Source organism: Alicyclobacillus acidiphilus NBRC 100859 (genome assembly GCF_001544355.1).
Lineage (GTDB): Bacteria > Bacillota > Bacilli > Alicyclobacillales > Alicyclobacillaceae > Alicyclobacillus > Alicyclobacillus acidiphilus.
In genome coordinates, this window is the sequence record NZ_BCQI01000003.1 from 46367 (window position 1) to 64960 (window position 18594).

General features: G+C 56.0%; 15 protein-coding genes. 8 read left to right on the forward strand and 7 right to left on the reverse strand.

All coding sequences use genetic code 11. From position 1 onward, the window contains the following. Positions 1–8: 8 nt before the first annotated feature. Positions 9–794 carry a YdcF family protein gene (locus AAC01S_RS02050; RefSeq protein ID WP_067618010.1) on the reverse strand — a complete coding sequence of 262 codons (786 nt, stop codon included), beginning with the start codon at positions 792–794 and terminating at the stop codon, positions 9–11. 26 nt (positions 795–820) lie between these two features. Then, positions 821–1255 carry a peptide-methionine (R)-S-oxide reductase MsrB gene (gene msrB / locus AAC01S_RS02055; protein ID WP_067618012.1) on the reverse strand — a complete coding sequence of 145 codons (435 nt, stop codon included), beginning with the start codon at positions 1253–1255 and terminating at the stop codon, positions 821–823. 372 nt (positions 1256–1627) lie between these two features. Here msrB and AAC01S_RS02060 point away from each other — a divergent pair, with 372 nt between their 5' ends. Further along, positions 1628–2791: an ATP-binding protein gene (locus AAC01S_RS02060; RefSeq protein WP_067618015.1), complete on the forward strand. Its 1164-nt coding sequence runs from the start codon at positions 1628–1630 to the stop codon at positions 2789–2791. A 23-nt stretch (positions 2792–2814) separates the two neighbouring features. On the opposite strand, the gene AAC01S_RS02065 is transcribed toward AAC01S_RS02060, so the two are convergent. The 3 genes from AAC01S_RS02065 to AAC01S_RS02075 all read right to left on the reverse strand — a co-directional run bounded on the left by AAC01S_RS02065 (position 2815) and on the right by AAC01S_RS02075 (position 4811). After that, positions 2815–2997: a small, acid-soluble spore protein, H family gene (locus AAC01S_RS02065; RefSeq protein ID WP_245630037.1), complete on the reverse strand. Its 183-nt coding sequence runs from the start codon at positions 2995–2997 to the stop codon at positions 2815–2817. A 153-nt stretch (positions 2998–3150) separates the two neighbouring features. Further along, positions 3151–4236 carry a 5'-3' exonuclease gene (locus tag AAC01S_RS02070; RefSeq protein WP_083511434.1) on the reverse strand — a complete coding sequence of 362 codons (1086 nt, stop codon included), beginning with the start codon at positions 4234–4236 and terminating at the stop codon, positions 3151–3153. Positions 4237–4319: 83 nt separating this feature from the next. Next, entirely contained in the window at positions 4320–4811 is a 492-nt protein-coding gene (locus tag AAC01S_RS02075; RefSeq protein WP_067618019.1) for a DUF1641 domain-containing protein, read from the reverse strand. Between the two features lie 266 nt (positions 4812–5077). On the opposite strand from AAC01S_RS02075, the gene AAC01S_RS02080 reads away from it, so the two are divergent. From AAC01S_RS02080 to gap, 6 genes are all read left to right on the forward strand, one after another. Further along, complete coding sequence (locus AAC01S_RS02080; protein WP_245630028.1) at positions 5078–5899, forward strand: helix-turn-helix transcriptional regulator; 822 nt, start codon at positions 5078–5080, stop codon at positions 5897–5899. Between the two features lie 869 nt (positions 5900–6768). Then, on the forward strand, positions 6769–8544 hold the full coding sequence (locus tag AAC01S_RS02085; RefSeq protein WP_067618022.1) for an ABC transporter ATP-binding protein: 1776 nt from the start codon (positions 6769–6771) through the stop codon (positions 8542–8544). Further along, a complete protein-coding gene (locus tag AAC01S_RS02090) occupies positions 8544–10367 on the forward strand; it encodes an ABC transporter ATP-binding protein (protein WP_067618025.1) in 1824 nt (607 codons plus the stop codon). The genes AAC01S_RS02085 and AAC01S_RS02090 overlap by 1 nt, the downstream gene beginning before the upstream one ends. A gap of 207 nt (positions 10368–10574) precedes the next feature. Then, on the forward strand, positions 10575–11552 hold the full coding sequence (coaA, locus tag AAC01S_RS02095) for a type I pantothenate kinase (RefSeq protein WP_157071008.1): 978 nt from the start codon (positions 10575–10577) through the stop codon (positions 11550–11552). 804 nt (positions 11553–12356) lie between these two features. Further along, entirely contained in the window at positions 12357–13391 is a 1035-nt protein-coding gene (locus AAC01S_RS02100; RefSeq protein ID WP_067618029.1) for a sugar-binding transcriptional regulator, read from the forward strand. A gap of 13 nt (positions 13392–13404) precedes the next feature. Beyond that, positions 13405–14406, forward strand: a complete 1002-nt coding sequence (gap, locus tag AAC01S_RS02105; RefSeq protein WP_067618032.1) for a type I glyceraldehyde-3-phosphate dehydrogenase — start codon at positions 13405–13407, stop codon at positions 14404–14406. 136 nt (positions 14407–14542) lie between these two features. On the opposite strand, the gene AAC01S_RS02110 is transcribed toward gap, so the two are convergent. Further along, positions 14543–16012 (reverse strand): gluzincin family metallopeptidase, encoded by a 1470-nt coding sequence (locus AAC01S_RS02110; RefSeq protein WP_067618037.1) that lies wholly within the window; start codon positions 16010–16012, stop codon positions 14543–14545. Positions 16013–16123: 111 nt separating this feature from the next. Further along, positions 16124–17401: an adenylosuccinate synthase gene (locus AAC01S_RS02115; RefSeq protein ID WP_067618039.1), complete on the reverse strand. Its 1278-nt coding sequence runs from the start codon at positions 17399–17401 to the stop codon at positions 16124–16126. Between the two features lie 176 nt (positions 17402–17577). On the opposite strand from AAC01S_RS02115, the gene AAC01S_RS02120 reads away from it, so the two are divergent. Next, complete coding sequence (locus AAC01S_RS02120; protein WP_245630029.1) at positions 17578–18498, forward strand: LysR substrate-binding domain-containing protein; 921 nt, start codon at positions 17578–17580, stop codon at positions 18496–18498. Positions 18499–18594 lie beyond the last annotated feature (96 nt).

Below are 18594 nucleotides of genomic sequence, written 5' to 3' on the forward strand. Positions count from 1 at the left end.
TCCTCCATTCATCCTCTGATGCCGATGTCTGTCGCTGCAAGACCGATGTACTCTCGCAACGCGGTATACGTATTTTGCAGCCCTTGCATTGATGGCAGCCAAACAAACGAGTACCGCTGTCCGCCGCGATTTGCCAAATACGCGGTGGGATAGGGTGTTACCTGAATGCCTGCGCGCCGGAAGTCCATCACAGCCCGCGGCATATGATATGCGGACGTCACGAGAATGGGCCGCGCGAAATGGTGGCTGCGCAGGATGACCGCTGAATCGGCAGCATTCTCTTCCGTATTGCGGCTGTTCGGTTCGACATACACCATTCGAGCCGGAATGCCGAGCGCTTCCAACTCTCGCAGGCCAATTTGAGCAAACGAGTAGGAAACGCCGCGAGACACGGTTTCCGGTCCACCGGAGAGTAGAATCGGAACGTGCAGCCGCCGATAGAGCGCCGCCGCCGTCACAATGCGACTGGACGAATCCCCATATAGATTGCCACGGCCATCGACGTCGGGCGTGCCAATGGTGAAGCCGGCGCCAAGTACGACAATCACGTCTCCTTTCGGAGCGGCTGGCTGTGGGTATGCGTCTTCGAGCGGCCGTAGCAAGGCGTTGCCGACCATGGTTGTGCACGCGAAATACATCAACGCAATGGCGATCCAACGCGCCGATACTCGTCTCTTGCGTCCCTTCGTCTTCTTGTTCTTGCGCCTGGACACCAGCGCAAAGCCGATGGCCACCGTCACAAACAGGCCAGGAGGCACAATCAAGCTTTCAATGATTTTGATGAGGTAGAACATCCCTGTGCCCCCTGCTGGTTGTCCGATTATTCCTCAAACAGGACGAGATATTCCGCATATCCTTCCCGAGCCATATCCTCTTTCGGGACAAAGCGAAGCGCGGCCGAATTGATGCAGTACCTGAGTCCGCCTGCTTCCTGCGGACCGTCCGGAAATACGTGGCCAAGATGCGAGTCGGCCTGCTCGCTTCTGACTTCCGTGCGGACCATGCCGTGACTGTAATCCGGTTTTTCGATCACGCGGTCAAGCGAGATGGGTTTCGTGAAACTGGGCCACCCGCATCCCGAATCGTACTTGTCGCGCGAACTGAACAGCGGTTGCCCCGATACGACATCCACATAGATGCCTTCTTGGTGATTGTCCCAATATTCGTTGCGAAATGGCGGTTCGGTAGCGTTGTTTTGCGTAACCTCGTACTGGAGGGGAGTCAGTTTGTTCTTCAGATCTTCCTTGGAGGACATGCGTCTCTTCCTTTCTCGTATCTCACTTGTCGTGCCAGCGGTGACCGATGCGACGGGGCAGACCGATTCTTCCGCTTAAGATACACATCTAATGTAGCAAGAGTTGTTCTTGCGATGCAAAGCCCCAACATATCATGGATCATCGATCGAACCCTATGAATGAACCACTGTTCGAAAATATTTTGCGATTATGGTAAATGTCTGACAGTTTATGCGTTACTTCGACATGCTGGATACAGAATAATGGACGTGGGTGATCCTATGAAGACAATGCATATGCTGGACGACGTCGATATTCAACAGAGGTTGACAGAGTTTCGTCAAAATCGCGATCGATCGATTGCGAGAACATAGCGTCGGTGAGGATTATTTATGGAGAAGCGCAAGTACGATGAGTTGCCGTTGGATCGGTGGATGCAATATGAGTCGATATTTCAGAACCACCCGTTAAGCATGATTGGTATCGATATGACCGGCCGCATCTCGGATGTCAACGACGCGTTCGTGCGGTTGATCGGCTTTTCTGCCAACGAATTGTTGGGGCAACACGTTCAATGCGTCATGAATCCAGAGGACGTCGTCTCATTTGTCCGCAAACATGTGCATCGCGTCGGCGACACGACATTGCACGACCGTACCGCGATTCGTCTCCGCACCAAACACCATCGTTTGGTACCTTGTCAATTTGTCCAAGTCCCCATGGGAATGGACAGGCCATGCCTCGACGTATATTTCATCGTGAAGCCGATCACCAATGAAGATGGGCTTGAAGTCGTTGTTGACGCGCTTCAAAGCGCGATCGAGGAGCATGCGTGGGAACGCAGCGATTGGTCGATGGTATGTGACAACGCCGAGGATTATTTGTATAGATCCCAATACTTGTCGATTGCCGGCCAACTCGCCGCTGGTGTGGCTCACGAAATCAGAAATCCACTGACAGCGGTCAAAGGGTTTTTGAAACTATTGCCCACGCTGTCGGATCGAAATCAAGCGATCGATATTATGATGGACGAAATTGGACGAATCGAGCAGATTGTCAATGAACTGCTGGTATTGTCCAAATCACAACAGCATGGATTTGCGGATGAAGATATTGGTTACCGTTTTTTTGAGGTGATCCAGTTGCTTCGCGCGCAAGCGATTTTGGAGAATGTGGAAATCGAATTGAACATTGAAGACGACCTTCCGCCTGTCGCGTGTGAGGCCAATCGGATGAAGCAGGTGTTTATCAATTTGCTGAAAAACAGCATGGAAGCCATGCCGGGCGGGGGCAAGGTCGACGTCCGGATCGCCAAGCACGGAGTGGACAAGGTGTCCATTCAAGTCCGCGATCACGGTGTTGGCATGACCAAGGAACAACTTCGCCAACTGGGAGAGCCGTTTTACACGACGAAAGACGGCGGAACCGGCTTAGGCTGGATGATCAGCCGGCGGATCGTTCAAGAGCACGCAGGGCGCTTGAGTGTCGAGAGCGAGCCGGGAAAGGGGACGACTGTCGTGATCGAACTCCCAATCGCGCAGTCGGTTTCCCCCTGACGCCGATGTGGTGATGGGACACTTCAGTGCGTCTGTTGTCTCGCCTCTTTGAGTTCCGAAACGGGCACGTTGGTCACGGCGCCGTTGTCGTAGCGTACTTCGGCGTACGGACTTGTGTCGAACAGACGATTGATGTAGATTGGCGTCCCTTCGTATTCAACGGGGATAAACGATTCTGACTCGAAGATTTCCTTGGCGCGCGACATCTCCACGAGAGACACTCCCTTCCTGAAATCATGTCTAGGGTGTCTTCTCAGGGGGACCGTTATGCACCGCGGATGCCAAGCGATACAGCTTCCGAGCCGGCTCAGCCGGATCAGGAACGTCCGGCTAGCGGCCGGCTCCGGCCCGGGTCGGGCTTATCCGGCGATGTCGTCCACGGCCACCGCGTCATCACCCGCAGCGAGCGCTGTGAGTTTTGGCAGGAGGCTGGCGAATTCAAGTTCGCTGAACTTCTCTGCGGCGCCATTCATGTCCAGTTCGAGGCGGAGGTCTCGCTCCATGATCGAAGAGAGCGCTTCGATATCGGTGTGAATGGTCGCCAAGGCTTTACTGAGAAACGCTGCCGCCTTGCCGCACAACTCATCCTCGGACGTCTTCAACAGCGGTGAGAGCGGCGATCGCGAAATACCAAGCGACTTCAACAACGACTTGAATTCGGCTTCTTCGGAAGCGGACATGTCTTCAATAAAGTGATACAGATTTTCGATGGTGCCGAACTCCTGCAGCAGCGGGATCGCCGCCTTTTCGCCGACGCCTTTGACACCGGGAATGTTGTCGCTGCTGTCGCCTTCCAAGGCTTTCTTGTCGATCATCTGCAGAGGCTTCAATCCATACTCTTCTTCAAAGGTCACAGGTGTGTATTCAAATGCGCCGTCTGGGACCAGCAACTGTTTCGACTTGAGACCGCGGGTCTCATACATGTCCTGCGCCTTGCTCGTCAACAGCCACACGCGCGTCCTGTCTGTGACCAACTGAAGGGCGTCCTGATCCTTGGTAAGAATGTATACGGGCATGTCCTGTTCAAATTTTCGCGACAGCGTTCCAATGATGTCGTCCGCCTCGTAATCGTCGAACCAGAACTGCGGAATTTTCATCCCGGACAGCAGCGATTGCATGGTGCTGTATTGTTGCCCCAGCGTCGGCAAGGCTTCTTCGCGATGTCCTTTGTAGTCAGGGTACAGACGTCTTCGAAACGTGTCCCGCGAAACATCCCACGCCACGGCAAAGTGCGTCGGCTTCTGGACGCTGAGCAGATTCATCAAGATCCGTGTCATCGGCAACACGCCATTGGTATAAATTCCGGAGGACGTCTGCAGCGATTTCCTGCGAAGCAAGGCGTCGCGCTCTCCTGCCGACTTCAACGTGTAGAATTCCCTCGGTACATTTCCGAAAAACGAGGTTGTTAGGATGGATGATCCATCGACGATCACGAGTTTCGCCACGCATTCGGCCCCCTGCCTATAAAATGCAAATTGCCACCCGAAACGGTGGCAATTTGGTACAGCCTTCGCAAAATTCCTCCGGATCAACCGTGATGCGCGGATGTCGATCCCTCTCCAAGTTCGTCGAGGAACGCCGTTGCCAGACGAAGTGCCTTCTGGATGTTTGGATCTTTGAGAAGTTTCAGGAGACTGAATACGCTGTACGTCGTCGTATCGTGCTCCGCACGTTCTTTCGCAGCTTGATAAGCTTTGAGTCCCTTTTGCGCGGTGGTGAACACCGGATGCGTGTACTTCTGCAGCATTTTTGCCGCTCCGTCGAGCGTATCGCCGTCGGTTACCACGTCTTCCGCAGCCTGATAGACTCGTCCGAGCAGATATACGATTTTGGACAGACGGGGAAGTTGCTCAATGAGGGTGGTCAAACTTGCCAAGGTCTCCTCATCTTTGGTGAGGGCGGTCATGACCTGAGCCAGTTGCGGAAGTTTTTCCAAAATCGTGTTTAGGGATACCTGAACTTGAGGGTCGAGCAGAACGTCCGAAACGTCTACTCCTTCTTTGTGCGTCGCGTCAGTCACGGTCTTGTTCCTCCTTGCTCTCCACTGCACCTATGGAACCGCGTGCGTTCATCCTAATGTAAATCGTGAATTTCCATCCCTCAGTATAGTGGACATGGACGGCGTTTGTCACGCTTTGAGTATATATTAGCAAGAAACGACAACCAGAAGATTCCCCAGCAAGGTGAAATCTACCTTATGATGGACGCGGCTTGCCCGTTGTCATTCGGTTCGTAAAACTCTAAGATAAGGCGGTACAGAGTCTCCGCAATGGAGTGGTGGTTCCTTTGACCAGAAATCCGTGCATGCAGACTGGGACACATATCCGAAGTGTGGGCTTTGCCGAGCACGGTGAACCGTACGTCCACAACGCCCGAGGCGGACTTGATTGCTACCTATTTAGATTGCAGACGGACGGTCGCGCGCACGTCCTCATCAATAAGGACATGATGGTGGTTGAATCGGGCGATCTCGTGATGTTCGCCCCAGGTCATGCGTATGAACTTCGAATTGAACCAGAGTCGGCCCAGAAGTCCCAACCGGACGTATTGTCGACCGATCTGTTCTTACTTTGCGAAGGTCCATGGTTAGACCATTGGTGGAATTCGCGTCCGCGCAAAACGCATTTGCGATTGGCCCTTCACGAGAATTGCGTCTATTTGTGGAGACTATTGATTGAAGAATTTCGCCGCCCAGGCAAAACCGATGAGGAACTGTGCGACTATCTGTTGCGTGCATTGTGCCTGACCATCGACAAGAACGGCTACGATCCAACTTCCGCATCGCCGATCCCGCTGGCCGCCGAGCGCATTCGCTCTTATATCGAACGCCACGCCGCGGACGAATTCACCCTGCGCGACGTCGCAGACGCCATCGGGCTGTCGATATCGAGAACAGTGCACATCTTCAAAGAAACGTACGGCCAAACCATCGTTCAATACCTCCAGGATGTTCGGCTGCAAATGGCTTGCGACCGCATGCGGTTCAGCAATTTAAACCTGGAACAAATTGCGGACATGTGTGGCTTTCGGTCATACTCCTACTTCTACCGCGTATTTCGATCCAAATACGGCATCTCCCCCCGAGCCTTTCGCCAACGAGCCCAGTAAGCCCCCTGCACGGGGACTTACTGGCTGCTCCTCGCCGACAGTTCGCCGACAGTTCGTCGCGATCGCACCGGAGTGAGCGACTCCGGGCCTGGGAATGAGCCGGAGAGAGCCGAGTGGCTCCGGCCGATTCCGGCGGCAACCTCCGGCAACCTCCGGCCGAAATAAGCCTCCCAGAGCCGCTTAAGTGTGTCGAATTCTCCGAGCTGCAAGGAATAAGCGGCCTTGAGCCGCTTAAATGGAGCAACCGACGCCCGCCCCGACGGATTCGACCGAAATAAGCGTCCCAGGGCCGCTTAAGTTTATCGATCTCGCCGCTTTCCGAAGAATAGGCGGCTGTGGGCCGCTTATTCGGCGTGACCCCACTCCGCCCCTCGCCACATCGGCCCCTCGCACCACCACCGCCCCGGCCGACTCCGCAACCTCCGGCAACCTCCGGCCGAAATAAGCGTCCCAGAGCCGCTTAAGTGTGTCGAATTCTCCGAGCTGCAAGGAATAAGCGGCCTTGAGCCGCTTAAATGGAGCAACCGGCGCCCGCCCCGACGGATTCGACCGAAATAAGCGTCCCAGGGCCGCTTGAGTTTATCGATCTCGCCGCTTTCCGAAGAATAGGCGGCTGCGGGCCGCTTATTCGGCGTGACCCCGCTTCGCCCCTCGCCTCATCCGGCCCCTCGCACCGCCACCGCCACCGCCACACCCCTCGCCTATTCATAATCTTCGCGCTTCACGGTATTGCTCGACTGTTTTTGCGGGACAGCAAAATGAGTCAATAGATGACCAAATCGTGTATATCCAGTCGGTTAGGATTGTGGTTAAATGACTTTCGTGTCACTTGTTACAGGGTGTGGGAAAATGGGAGAGGAGAGAACTTCGTGGAAGGCGTGTACCGACGACTTCGTCGCTTTTATCGCCCATATCTGCCCTTATTGTACGTGAGTTTATCGTTGATGTTGTTGACGACGGCGCTTCAGCTTGCGTACCCGTACTTATTGAAAATGATTGTGAACCGAGTTGTGATTGGGCATCAATTCGGTGAACTGTTGCCGTTGTCGGCGGCCATCCTCGTGGCGGCGCTGATCAAAGGCGTGTTTAACTTTACGCAGGCTTACCTTGCACAGGTTTTTGGCAGCAGGACCAGCTTTGATTTGCGGAATGCACTCTATAAGAAATTGAATCATCAGCCATTTTCCTATTACGACCGCATTCACACTGGAGACCTGATGTCGCGCATGACCGCCGATTTGGACGCGGTTCGGATGTTTTTCGCGTTCGGTATCAACAACCTTATGAGTATCGTCCTCATCGTGTTCATGGGCATCGGATTGATGCTTTCGATGAACTGGGTACTGGCTTTGGTGCTCACCGCGCTGATGCCCATCCTCGCCGTGACGGCGCTTCGCTTCAACTCGCGCCTGCACCCGGTCTTTCAGAACGTCCGGCGTGCGCTTGGGAGGTTGAACTCCGGAGTTCAGGAAAACTTGATGGGGATGCGGACGGTGAAATCGTTTGCGAAGGAACCGTTCGAGATCGACAAATTCAATGAGCGGAACAACGCCTACTACGATGCCAACATGGACGCGACAAAATTGTGGCGCACATTTTTTCCATTCATCGAGTTTGTCGGTAACATTGGCGTCGTCCTCATTTTGATGGTGGGCGGCTGGCTGGTGATGTCCCAGCGAATGAATCTGGGCGACCTTATCGCGTTCCTGTCGGTCGTGTGGTACATGATTTGGCCGATGTCACAGTTGGGCTTCTACCTGAACAACTGGACGCAGGCGACTGCGGCCAGCGAACGATTGCTTGAAATTCTTGAATATCCGGACGATTTTGATGCGGAGACGGAGCACGTCTCGAAGGAGATGCAGGGACGCGTCGAGTTTCGCAACGTCTCTGTCAAATTTGGCGACAAGAATGTTCTCTCGAACATCGATTTCGTTGCGGAACCTGGGCAAACCATCGCGCTTCTCGGACTCACCGGTGCTGGCAAGTCTACGTTGACGTCGCTCATCGCGCGATTCCGGGATGCGTCGGAAGGGCAGGTGCTCATTGACGGGATCGACGTCAAGGAGTGGGATCGGCACCGCCTGCGGTCGCAGATTGGCGTCGTGTTCCAGGAACCGTTCTTGTTCTCCACGACGATCTTCGCCAACATCGCGTACGGCAGACCGAACGCGAGTGTGGAGGAAGTCGAGCGAGCTGCGAGAGTCGCGGATGCGGCGGAGTTCATCGACGCCTTGCCCGAAGGGTACATGACGCTGGTTGGCGAGCGCGGACTCGGGCTGTCAGGCGGACAAAAGCAACGTGTCGCCCTGGCGCGTGCCATCTTGTTGAATCCGAGCATTTTGATTTTGGACGATGCGACCAGCGCTGTCGACATGGAGACCGAATACGAGATCCAGCAGGCGTTGCAGCAGGTTATGGAAGGAAGAACGACATTTATCATCGCGCACCGGATATCGTCGCTCAAACGCGCTGACCAGATCTTGGTCTTGGACGACGGCAAGATCGTGCAGCGCGGCACGCATGATGAACTCGCGAACCAGGAAGGACTTTATCAGGAGATTTTCAGAATGCAGTTCCAAGATTTCGCTTCCATGAGCGAGGTTCCAGTAGCGATGCAGACCGGAACGGAGGGCAATTGCTGATGAGTGTGCATGAGACGTCCACCAAGCCTTCCGACGAGATGCTTCGGGCGCCGTTTATCTATCGCGACGACGAGGCGCTCGAAAAGAGCTTTCAATTCACACTGATGAAGCGGCTCGCTTCCTATATGCTGCCGTATCCGGGGTTGATCGTGGCGGCGTTCTGCGCGACGCTCGGCAATTTGGCCGTCACGCTGATCGCGCCGTATCTCGTCGGCCGCACCATCGACACGGCGATTTCCAATCACCACGTGAGTTCGCTGATGACGTATGGCGCAATTTTGGCGGGATTGTACGTGTTGAACTTTGCGGCGTCGTCATTTCGAATTTATTTGACGAACCAATTGGGGCAGCGCGTCATCCAAGGGTTGCGCAAAGAGTTGTTCGAGCACGTTCAGGGACTTTCGAGCGACTTCTTCGACAGCAGACCGGCCGGATCGATTCTCGTTCGTATTCTGAACGACGTGAACTCGCTGCAAGACTTGTTTACAAACGGTGTCATCAACTCCATCACGAATCTGTTCACATTGATTGGCGTCATCGCAATTATGTTCTCGCTGAATTGGCAATTGTCGATCATCACGCTCATTGTGGTGCCTTTCATGTTCATCCTGTCGCTGCGGCTGACCATCCAAATCCGGCGATCATGGCAACAGGTTCGCTTGCGCCTCAGCCGGATCAATGCGCACTTGGCCGAAGGCATTCAAGGCATGCGCGTCACCGAGTCGTACGTGCGCCAGGAAGAAAACCAGGAATTTTTCGAGTCGATGAATCGGGATTACATGAAGACGTTCCTGATGGCGCAGCGTTGGAGTATCCCGTTTGGTCCGCTCGTCGATATCACGGGTGCCCTTGGAAGCGCACTCCTCTTCTGGTACGGCGTGCACCTGCTGCACAACGGCGTTGTCACCGTGGGTCTCTTGGTCGCGTTCGCGAACTATCTTGGCAACTTCTGGACGCCGATTGGACAGCTTGGCCAGGTCTACAATCAGATTCTCGTCGCGATGGCATCCTCGGAAAGAATTTTTCAATACCTCGACACGCGCCCGAATATCGTGGACAGGGACGGAGCCTTGCCGATCCCGCCCATCAAAGGTCACGTCGAGTTTCGCAATGTGGGCTTTTCCTACGAGCTCGGCCGCCGTGCGCTGACAGACGTGTCTTTTGAGGCGTTACCGGGACAGACCATCGCGCTCGTCGGGCACACCGGCGCTGGCAAGAGTACCGTGATGAATCTGCTGGGCAGGTTTTACGATCCGACCGAGGGCCAAATCCTGATCGACGGCAAGGACATCACTTCGGTCTCACTCGACAGTTTGCGCAGCCAAATCGGTATGGTGCTCCAGGAGACGTTCATTTTCTCTGGAACCATCATGGAAAACATCCGGTACGGAAATCCGGCCGCCAGCGACGACGACGTCAAGGCCGCGGCGCGCGCCGTGTTCGCCAGCGAGTTCATCGAGCGCCTGCCGGACGGCTACCACACCGAGGTGCTGGAACGCGGCAGTCGGCTCTCGCAGGGGCAGCGTCAATTGATTTCGTTCGCGCGGGCGATATTGGCCGATCCGCGCATTCTCATTCTCGACGAAGCGACGGCAAGCATCGACACGTATACGGAGCACCTGATTCAGAAGGGGCTCGAAGTGCTGCTCGCGGGCCGCACCGCCTTCGTCGTGGCGCACCGATTGTCGACCATCCGCGACGCAGACCAAATTCTCGTCTTTGATGGCGGGAAAATCGTCGAGCGCGGCGATCACGCCCATCTCATGTCCGTCGGCGGCTATTACTACGATCTCGTCGCGGCCCAATATCGCTTTCTCGCCTAAGCCGATGTGACGTACGGATGTGTTTTGCTCGATGGATCGCAGCTTTAGTTGCGGACCGAAAAGTTGTATACTGTGCGGAGCCCGGCAGTTCTGGCCGGGCTCCTGCTTTGAGGCTTGAGCTCGCGGTGTCGCCGTTCCAGCTGTTGGATGGAGCGTTCGACGGATCGGCAGCAAGGAGCGCTTCAAGCTTGCTGATGGAGGCGAATGATGGACAGCAACCACGTTTCAAACGCAGTTTCTAACGGACGCAAGTTTTCACCATACATTAAATTTACGCGAGACGAATGGCGCAACTTGCGCGCGTCCACTCCGCTTTTGTTGGAAGAATCCGACTTGGCCGCATTGCACGGGCTCAACGAGCGGGTTTCGCTCACGGAAGTCGAAGAGATTTACCTGCCGCTCTCCCGACTCCTGAATCTGTACGTCGGCGCCACACAGAAGCTGTATCAAGCGACGCATGACTTTCTCGGACATACAGGCAGCAAGGTGCCTTATATCATTGGGATCGCAGGAAGCGTGGCTGTAGGCAAGAGCACCACTGCCCGCATCATTCAGGCGCTGCTCGCGCGGTGGCCGGATCATCCCAAGGTCGACCTAGTCACGACGGACGGCTTCCTCTATCCGAATGCGGAACTCGAACGCCGAGGAATTATGCACCGGAAAGGTTTCCCGGAAAGCTACGATTTGCGCAGGCTCATTCATTTTTTGGCCGACGTGAAATCCGGCATGCCTGAAGTGACCGCGCCGGTATATTCGCATTTGACGTACGATATCGTGCCGTCGCAAGTCATTTCGATCCGGCAGCCCGACATCGTCATCCTCGAAGGTCTGAACGTGCTGCAGACCAAATCCAGCGGCAAACACGGCAAGTCGCTCAATATCAACGTCTCGGACTTCTTCGACTTTTCGATCTACGTCGACGCTCCGGAACGCACGATTCGCGAATGGTACATCTCGCGTTTCTTTACTTTGCGCGAGACCGCCTTCAGGGACGAGAAATCCTATTTTCACCGTTACGCCACGCTCTCCGACGAAGAGGCCGAGGCGACGGCGAGCCGGATTTGGGAAGAGATCAACGCCAAGAATCTGCGAGAAAATATTCTGCCAACCAAACAGCGCGCCGATCTCATCCTAGAAAAAGGCGACGAGCACCGCGTCACCGGCGTCCAACTGCGGAAAATCTAGCGGCCGATCGGGCAGGTTGTGGCCGGGTGGGCAAAGCGGGGTATCGGGGTAGCGGGGTAGCGGGGTAGCGGGGTAGCGGGGTAGCGGGTAGCGGGTAGCGGGTAGCGGGTAGCGGGTAGCGGGTAGCGGGTAGCGGGTAGCGGGTAGCGGGTAGCGGGGTAGCGCAAATAGGCGTCTCTCAGCCGCTTATTTCAGCGAAGTGACAGGATAGAAGGCAAATAAGCGGCCCTCAGCGCCTTATTTGCCTCCGGCGCCTCCAGAATGGGGCGATGTCCGCCACTTAAGCGTCTGTGAGCGGCTTATTCGTGGCAAATCACACGATTCGACACACTTAAGCGTCTCTGGGCCGCTTATTTGCCCCCGACCCCCGACCCCCGCCCGCCCCCCGTCCCTCGTCCCTCGTCCCTCGGCCTCCCGCTTGCCCCCGCCCCGATCGCGGCATCGCGGTCATCGAGCCCTCTCGCTGTATGCACCCAAATTCATCGATGCAGTCTTGCACTTACTGTGCGATGAGGATACACTGTAGTCGTCGGGACGAAATATGATGCACAGGGACGAATAGGGTCCCGCAAGTTAGCTCGATATCAGCTCGATATCAGCTCGATAGTCGGCTGAAATGATCATCGTCGGGTTTGGCTCTGCCGGATCGGCGGTTCGCCGGATCAGCTTAATCGAACTGGCGGTTACTCTTATTCCATACGTTTATTCCATACGTTTCGGACAGGTGGACTGTTAAGACTGGATTGGCTCAGAACGTTGGCTCCATTTCCTTCAGAATGCGCCGTAGCCAAAAGGGGAAACGTCATGAATACGACGGATTGGGTCGCGGTACGAAGAATCGTTCCTGAGTTGATGGACGTGTTTCAGAACCGTTTGCGGATTCTGCAACGCGTGGCTGCGCTTGGTCCTGTGGGACGGAGAGCGCTCGCGCAGGCCATCGGACAGTCCGAACGGACGCTTCGATCAGAGTTGGATGTGCTGAGAAGTCAAGGTTTGTTACATAGTTCGTCGAGTGGCGTATCACTATCGGACGAAGGACACACGTTACTAGGGATGTTGGAACCAGTGGCTGCGGTCGTGGCAGGGCGTTCCGATGTCGCATGGGCGCTTTCGCAAGCTCTCGGTATTCCGAAGGTCGTCGTGGTTGAAGGCGACAGCGATGTGGATGAGTGGGTGAAGGAGCGAATCGGTGCGACGGCGGCGGAACTGTTGCTGCAGTCTCTGCAGGATGGCGACATTGTCGCCGTCACCGGCGGTACGACGGTGGCCGCGTTGGCAAACGCGATGCCGGCGAAGTCGTCCGTTCGGGACATACAGGTGGTTCCGGCACGCGGCAGTGTCGGTGAAACTGTCGCTTACCAGGCGAATACGGTGGCGGCGACGTTGGCGGATCGTCTCGGCGGCAAGTCCATCATGCTGCACATACCAGACAGCCTGTCCCCGCAGGCGTTCGAGCAACTGCTAGGAGATCCATATATTCAGCAGCGGTTGCCGCTTATTCGATCCGCCTCCGTCGTCGTTCACGGCATTGGCGACGCCTTCGCGATGGCGAGGCGCCGGCAAGCGTCCGAGGAGGAACTCCGCGTCCTTCGTGAACGAGAGGCGATGGCTGAAGCCTTTGGTTACTACTTTAATCGCGATGGAGAAGTCGCCTATTCGATGAAGACCATCGGTCTGAGATTATCCGACATCGAGCACGTCCGCGTGGTACTCGCCGTAGCGGGGGGGTCGGACAAAGCAACCGCCATCGCCGCGGCAGCAAAGGCTTATCGCATCGACATGTTGGTGACGGATGAGGGTGCAGCACATCGTCTGCTTCAAACCGATTCTCACAAGTGAGGAGAGAATGAACATGGCAGTGAAAGTAGGCATTAACGGATTTGGCCGCATTGGCCGTAACGTATTTCGCGCGGCGCTGAACAACAAGGACATCGACGTTGTCGCTGTCAACGATTTGACGGACGCGCAAACTCTGGCGGCTCTGTTGAAGTACGATTCCGTACATGGCGTGCTGCAAGAGGACGTTCATGCTGAGGGCAATGATCTCGTCGTTGGCGGCAAGTCCGTCAAAGTTTTCGCGGAACGCGATCCAGGCGCTATCAAATGGGCTGAGGTTGGCGTGGACATCGTGATCGAGTCCACCGGTATCTTTACCGATAAGAGCAAGGCAGAAGTGCACATCACCAAGGGTGGCGCGAAGAAGGTCATCATCTCGGCTCCGGCGAAGGGCGAAGATGTGACCATCGTGATGGGCGTCAACCACGAGGTGTACGATCCGTCGCAGCACCATGTCATCTCCAACGCTTCGTGCACGACCAACTGTTTGGCGCCGGTGGCGAAGGTGATCGACGACACGTTCGGTATCGTCAAGGGCTTGATGACGACGGTTCACTCATACACCAATGATCAACGCATTCTCGATCTTCCGCACTCCGACATGCGCCGTGCCCGTGCCGCCGCGTTGAACATCATTCCGACGTCCACTGGCGCCGCGAAGGCTGTCGGCTTGGTGCTGCCGCACCTGAAGGGCCGCTTGAATGGTATGGCGATGCGCGTTCCGACGCCAAACGTTTCGATTGTCGACTTGACAGCGCAAACGAAGAAGAACGCGACGGTGGAAGAGGTCAACGGTGCTCTGAAGGCAGCCGCAGAAGGTCCGTTGAAGGGCATCTTGGCTTACAACGAATTGCCGCTTGTCTCGCACGACTACAACGGCGACGCACACTCCTCCACGGTGGACGGCCTGTCGACGATGATCATCGACGACATGGTGAAGGTCGTCGCTTGGTACGACAACGAGTGGGGCTATTCGAATCGCGTGGTCGATCTCGCCGCCTACATCGCTTCCAAGTAAGACGAAGGAATGCTGCCGTCGAGATCGGGCAGCGGTTGATTCACCTCATAAGATGCGCAATGGCTCCGGCGATGAGTTGACTCGCCGGGGCCATTTTTACATGGGATCGCTCTACTGGCGGTCGCTTCGCTGGGGGTCACTCCGCGTTCAACATCGAAATGATTGGATTGGACGTATCCAGCTCGGTGACGTTGGTGATGGTGAAGCCGAGTGCCGATGGTTGCGTGACATCAGTCACTTGTCCGTTGGTGAAGTCGATCCAACCGCTTTGAAACGCGTAGAGACCATTTTCGAAATCGAACCGGAATCCGAAATCGTGCACCTGTTTCTTGCCGACAGTCAGCTTCGTCGTGGGGACGACCGAGATGTAGGCGGAGGTTGGATCAGGCGAGTCTGTAGGCTTCTCTGCTGCCGCGCCAGCAAGTGAACTGACGAGGGAGCCGTTCTTGTTCCATTTAATTTGATGTGTTCCTGACTGCAGAGCGACCGCTTGGTAGTGAGACTGATCGGGGCCGAGGAACTGGATGCTTCCACTCACATGACTGGCTACGTTGATGGTGACCAGCGCGCCGCTGTTCGGCTCTTTAGCGGCGACCTCCAGTTGCTTGGTGAACTGCGTGTTGAATGCCGCGACCGATTCGCCGAACGTCGATTGGAAGGCTTGGTCCGCGTTTTCGTGCGTCAGGGCGTTGGCGAGCCTGGCGATGGACGATATCCCGAATTGGTGAATGAGATTGCACATGGCAAGCCAATCCTGCAACTCGTAATCGTACGTTTCCGTTCCCGCGAGAATGGCGCTCTCGTCTCCAGTCAGGGGAACCAGTTGGTTGCTTTGAACGACCTGCAGGATGTCCTCTGCGTATTCTCGTTCGTCGCCCTCAAACTGAACGAGCGGCTCCAACGATTTTTGTGCGTTAAAGCCCATGTAGACAGCCATGCCTTCATTCATCCAACTCGGGATCGACGAGATATTCTGATTGATGGTCGCGTGCGTCAACTCGTGGGTCAAGGTGTTGGCGAGATCAGCGTCCGACGGGTTTTGATTTAACGGAATGATAATCGTATTGCCCAAAGTGAATCCGTTGGAATCCTCCGATAAACTTTGCGCGTCGCCTTTGGAGACGCCGATGCTCTTGAGCAGCTTGGCATACGAGCTCGACGATCGCACCAGATAGATGGTGGCCGGCGTCGACATGCGCAAGCCGAGAAACGAGCTCACTCGGCCGACAGAGCCGACTTCCTTGAGAATCGACGTGACGTGATTGACGTCGGCCGTTGTCACATCGGACCCGTAGGCCTTGACTTTGACGAGACTCAAGTTGCTAGGATAGGGAGAGTAGGCGTAATGCGCCTGCGCGGCGGTGTCAACCTTGGCCCGCTGCGGTTGCGCCGAATGGTCGAGGGATGCAATCGCGTCAGCCGATCCCGCTGGTCTGCCAGCGGGCAAAGGGAGAGGGGCGATGTCGCCACTGGTGTGAACGCGCGAGACAGCGGCTGACTGACTGTGTTTGAAAACGTTTGCCCCAAATGTCGAAAACGACGACAAACCGCTCAATACGACAGCCGAGGACACGATAGCAATAGCAGTATGGGCAGCTTTCCTCATGCTGGACAATCCTCTCGGGCTAAATGAACGCAACACAGCGTCTATCTATCATTTAGCCCGAATTTGCCTTTGAATTCAAGACTTTCCTGGGGGCGAATCGGGACGAATTGTTTACGCTTGCGTTTCCATATCGCCGCGCAGGATGGTCTGCGCCCGATCCGGTCCCACGCTCACATATCGAACCGGAACGCCAACCCATGCTTCCACTTGGCGTACGAAGGCCTGCGCGTTCGCAGGGAGATCGGCAAATGTTCTGCAGTCGGAAATATCCTCCTGCCAGCCGGGCAACGTCTCATAGACTGGTTGAACGAGTTCCATGTCGTAGGCGGGCAAGGGCCATTCGTACTGAGTTCCGTCTTTCTCATAGCGGACGGCGACTTGGATCTGGTCCAGTCCAGACAGGACGTCGAGCTTCATCAACGCGAGTTCTGTATATCCGTTGATCCAAGCGCCGTAGCGCAGCGTCGGAATGTCCAGCCAGCCGCATGCCCGCGGTCGGCCCGTCGTGGCTCCATATTCGTGGCCTTTGTCCTGCAGGTACGTTCCGTAGGAATCGTTCAACTGTGTCGGGAACGGGCCCTCTCCAACCGCGGTCGTGTACGCCTTGGTGATGCCCGTGATACGCCGGATCGCCGTCGGCGGCACGCCCGCGCCAGCTCCGATGCCGCCGGCAATTGGATTGGATGAAGTCACGAACGGATAGACGCCCCAGTCCAGGTCTCGCATGATGCCCAACTGTCCTTCGAACAACACGTCTTTCTCGGCCTGATGCGCTTCGTACAGCAACGGAGTCGTATCGGCGATATACGGCAGCAGTTTGTCCCTGGCTGCGAGCAGAGAGGTCCAAATTTCGTCAAACGTCCCGTACGACGCGAGGCCTGGAATGCGGTTGATCTTGGCCTGGAACGCGGTTTCGAGGCGGGTGCGAAGACGATGGAGATCGCGCAGTTCACCGACCTGCAGTCCGAATCGCCCCACCTTGTCCTGGTACGCGGGGCCAATGCCTTGAAGCGTGGTGCCGACTTTCTTCGATCTCTGTTCTTCTTCCCACTTATCCTGCCATATGTGGTACGGCAGAACCATATGCGCCCGTTCCGAGATCACGAGGCGTCGCGTGTCGATGCCAGCGGCTTCGAGTGTCGTCAACTCGTCGACCAACTGCTGCGGGTGCAGCACCACGCCTGCGCCAAGCACGGAGATGGTGTGATTGTGAAAGATGCCGGACGGAACCAGGTGCAACGCGAACTTGCCGTACTGGTTGACAATGGTATGACCAGCGTTGCCGCCGCCCTGGTAGCGAACAACCAGATCGGCTTTCTCCGCCAAATAATCGACCATTTTGCCTTTGCCTTCGTCGCCGTATTGGGCGCCTACCACCGCGTGGAACAATGCGTTTCCTCCTCAGGTCCCGACTGTCCGTGCGACCGTCGCAGCTCCTTCGTGCTGCGGCTTGTCGCGGACCGGACATCGCGTCATGTACAACGATAGTGTACGCTTCGTCGATATATGTGTAAAATGAATAATAAGTATGATTTTGATACGGAATTCGTATGGGAGGCGGGCGAGTGGAACAGCTCTACGAGACGTTTTTGCGGGTTGTGGAATGTCAATCGTTGTCCCGAGCGGCATCGCAACTCCACACGACGCAGCCGACCGTGACTAGGCAAATTCAACAGCTCGAACGGCTGCTTGGGGTCTTCCTGTTTGAACGATCCTCTAGGCGGCTCATTCCTACGGAGGCAGGCCGACGCGTGTACGAGTACGCAACCGAAGTGGCTCAGCTCGAACATCGATTGCTGGAAGACCTCGGCATGCTGGTCGATCCCGAACGCGGCATCATCCGCATCGGTTCCGGACTGTCTCCTGCCTTGTATCGTCTGCCATCCATTCTTGCCGCATATGCCTCGCATCATCCAAGCGTACAGTTTCAGGTGGTCACCGGCTCATCCAAAGAAACGCTCCATCAACTGAACGCGCGTACGGTCGATATCGCCATCGTCACAACTCCGCCGAATGACTCCAGTTCGTTCCATGCCACCGCACTGTGGCAAGATCAGCTGGTGGTCGTCGCACCGCCTCGCCACGCTTTGGCGGGGCGGGATTGCGCAGCTGCGGATTTGGTGAAACATCCGATGGTCGTCATGCATCGCGATTCGGGATTGCGCCGCCTTCTTCACGATAGGTTTGCCCAAATTGGTCTCTCGGAGGTCATTCAACCCGTGGTTGAAACGGACAGCCTGGAAGCGATGAGCCGTTTCGTCCAAGCCGGGCTTGGCGTCGCCGTGATCCCGTGGTCGGCCGTGCAGGACGATGTTCGAAACGAACGTGTCCGCGTGATCCGGCTGGCGGACATGGAATTGGGATCGCGAACCATCACCGTCGTCACGCGACGACATGGCATTTTATCTGCCGCCGCCTCCAGGTTTGTCGACGAACTTCCGGAAATCGTCGCCGCGATGGGCCCCGACACGTCTTGGCCCGGGTGAAGGCGGCGCCTTGGAGGCGCATTGTTGTTTCGTTCGCGCTCCCGTATCATGTTGCGAAGAACCGGAGTCAGTGGAACCCCGAGCGAGATGGAGAGG

What these genes read in the sequence shown, in the direction of transcription:
- AAC01S_RS02060 (WP_067618015.1), top strand. Translation starts at nt 1,628, where the DNA reads ATGGAGAAGCGCAAGTACGATGAGTTGCCGTTGGATCGGTGGATGCAA.
- AAC01S_RS02050 (WP_067618010.1), bottom strand. Translation starts at nt 794, where the DNA reads ATGTTCTACCTCATCAAAATCATTGAAAGCTTGATTGTGCCTCCTGGC.
- AAC01S_RS02090 (WP_067618025.1), top strand. Translation starts at nt 8,544, where the DNA reads ATGAGTGTGCATGAGACGTCCACCAAGCCTTCCGACGAGATGCTTCGG.
- AAC01S_RS02065 (WP_245630037.1), bottom strand. Translation starts at nt 2,997, where the DNA reads ATGTCGCGCGCCAAGGAAATCTTCGAGTCAGAATCGTTTATCCCCGTT.
- coaA (WP_157071008.1), top strand. Translation starts at nt 10,575, where the DNA reads ATGGACAGCAACCACGTTTCAAACGCAGTTTCTAACGGACGCAAGTTT.
- msrB (WP_067618012.1), bottom strand. Translation starts at nt 1,255, where the DNA reads ATGTCCTCCAAGGAAGATCTGAAGAACAAACTGACTCCCCTCCAGTAC.
- AAC01S_RS02100 (WP_067618029.1), top strand. Translation starts at nt 12,357, where the DNA reads ATGAATACGACGGATTGGGTCGCGGTACGAAGAATCGTTCCTGAGTTG.
- gap (WP_067618032.1), top strand. Translation starts at nt 13,405, where the DNA reads ATGGCAGTGAAAGTAGGCATTAACGGATTTGGCCGCATTGGCCGTAAC.
- AAC01S_RS02110 (WP_067618037.1), bottom strand. Translation starts at nt 16,012, where the DNA reads ATGAGGAAAGCTGCCCATACTGCTATTGCTATCGTGTCCTCGGCTGTC.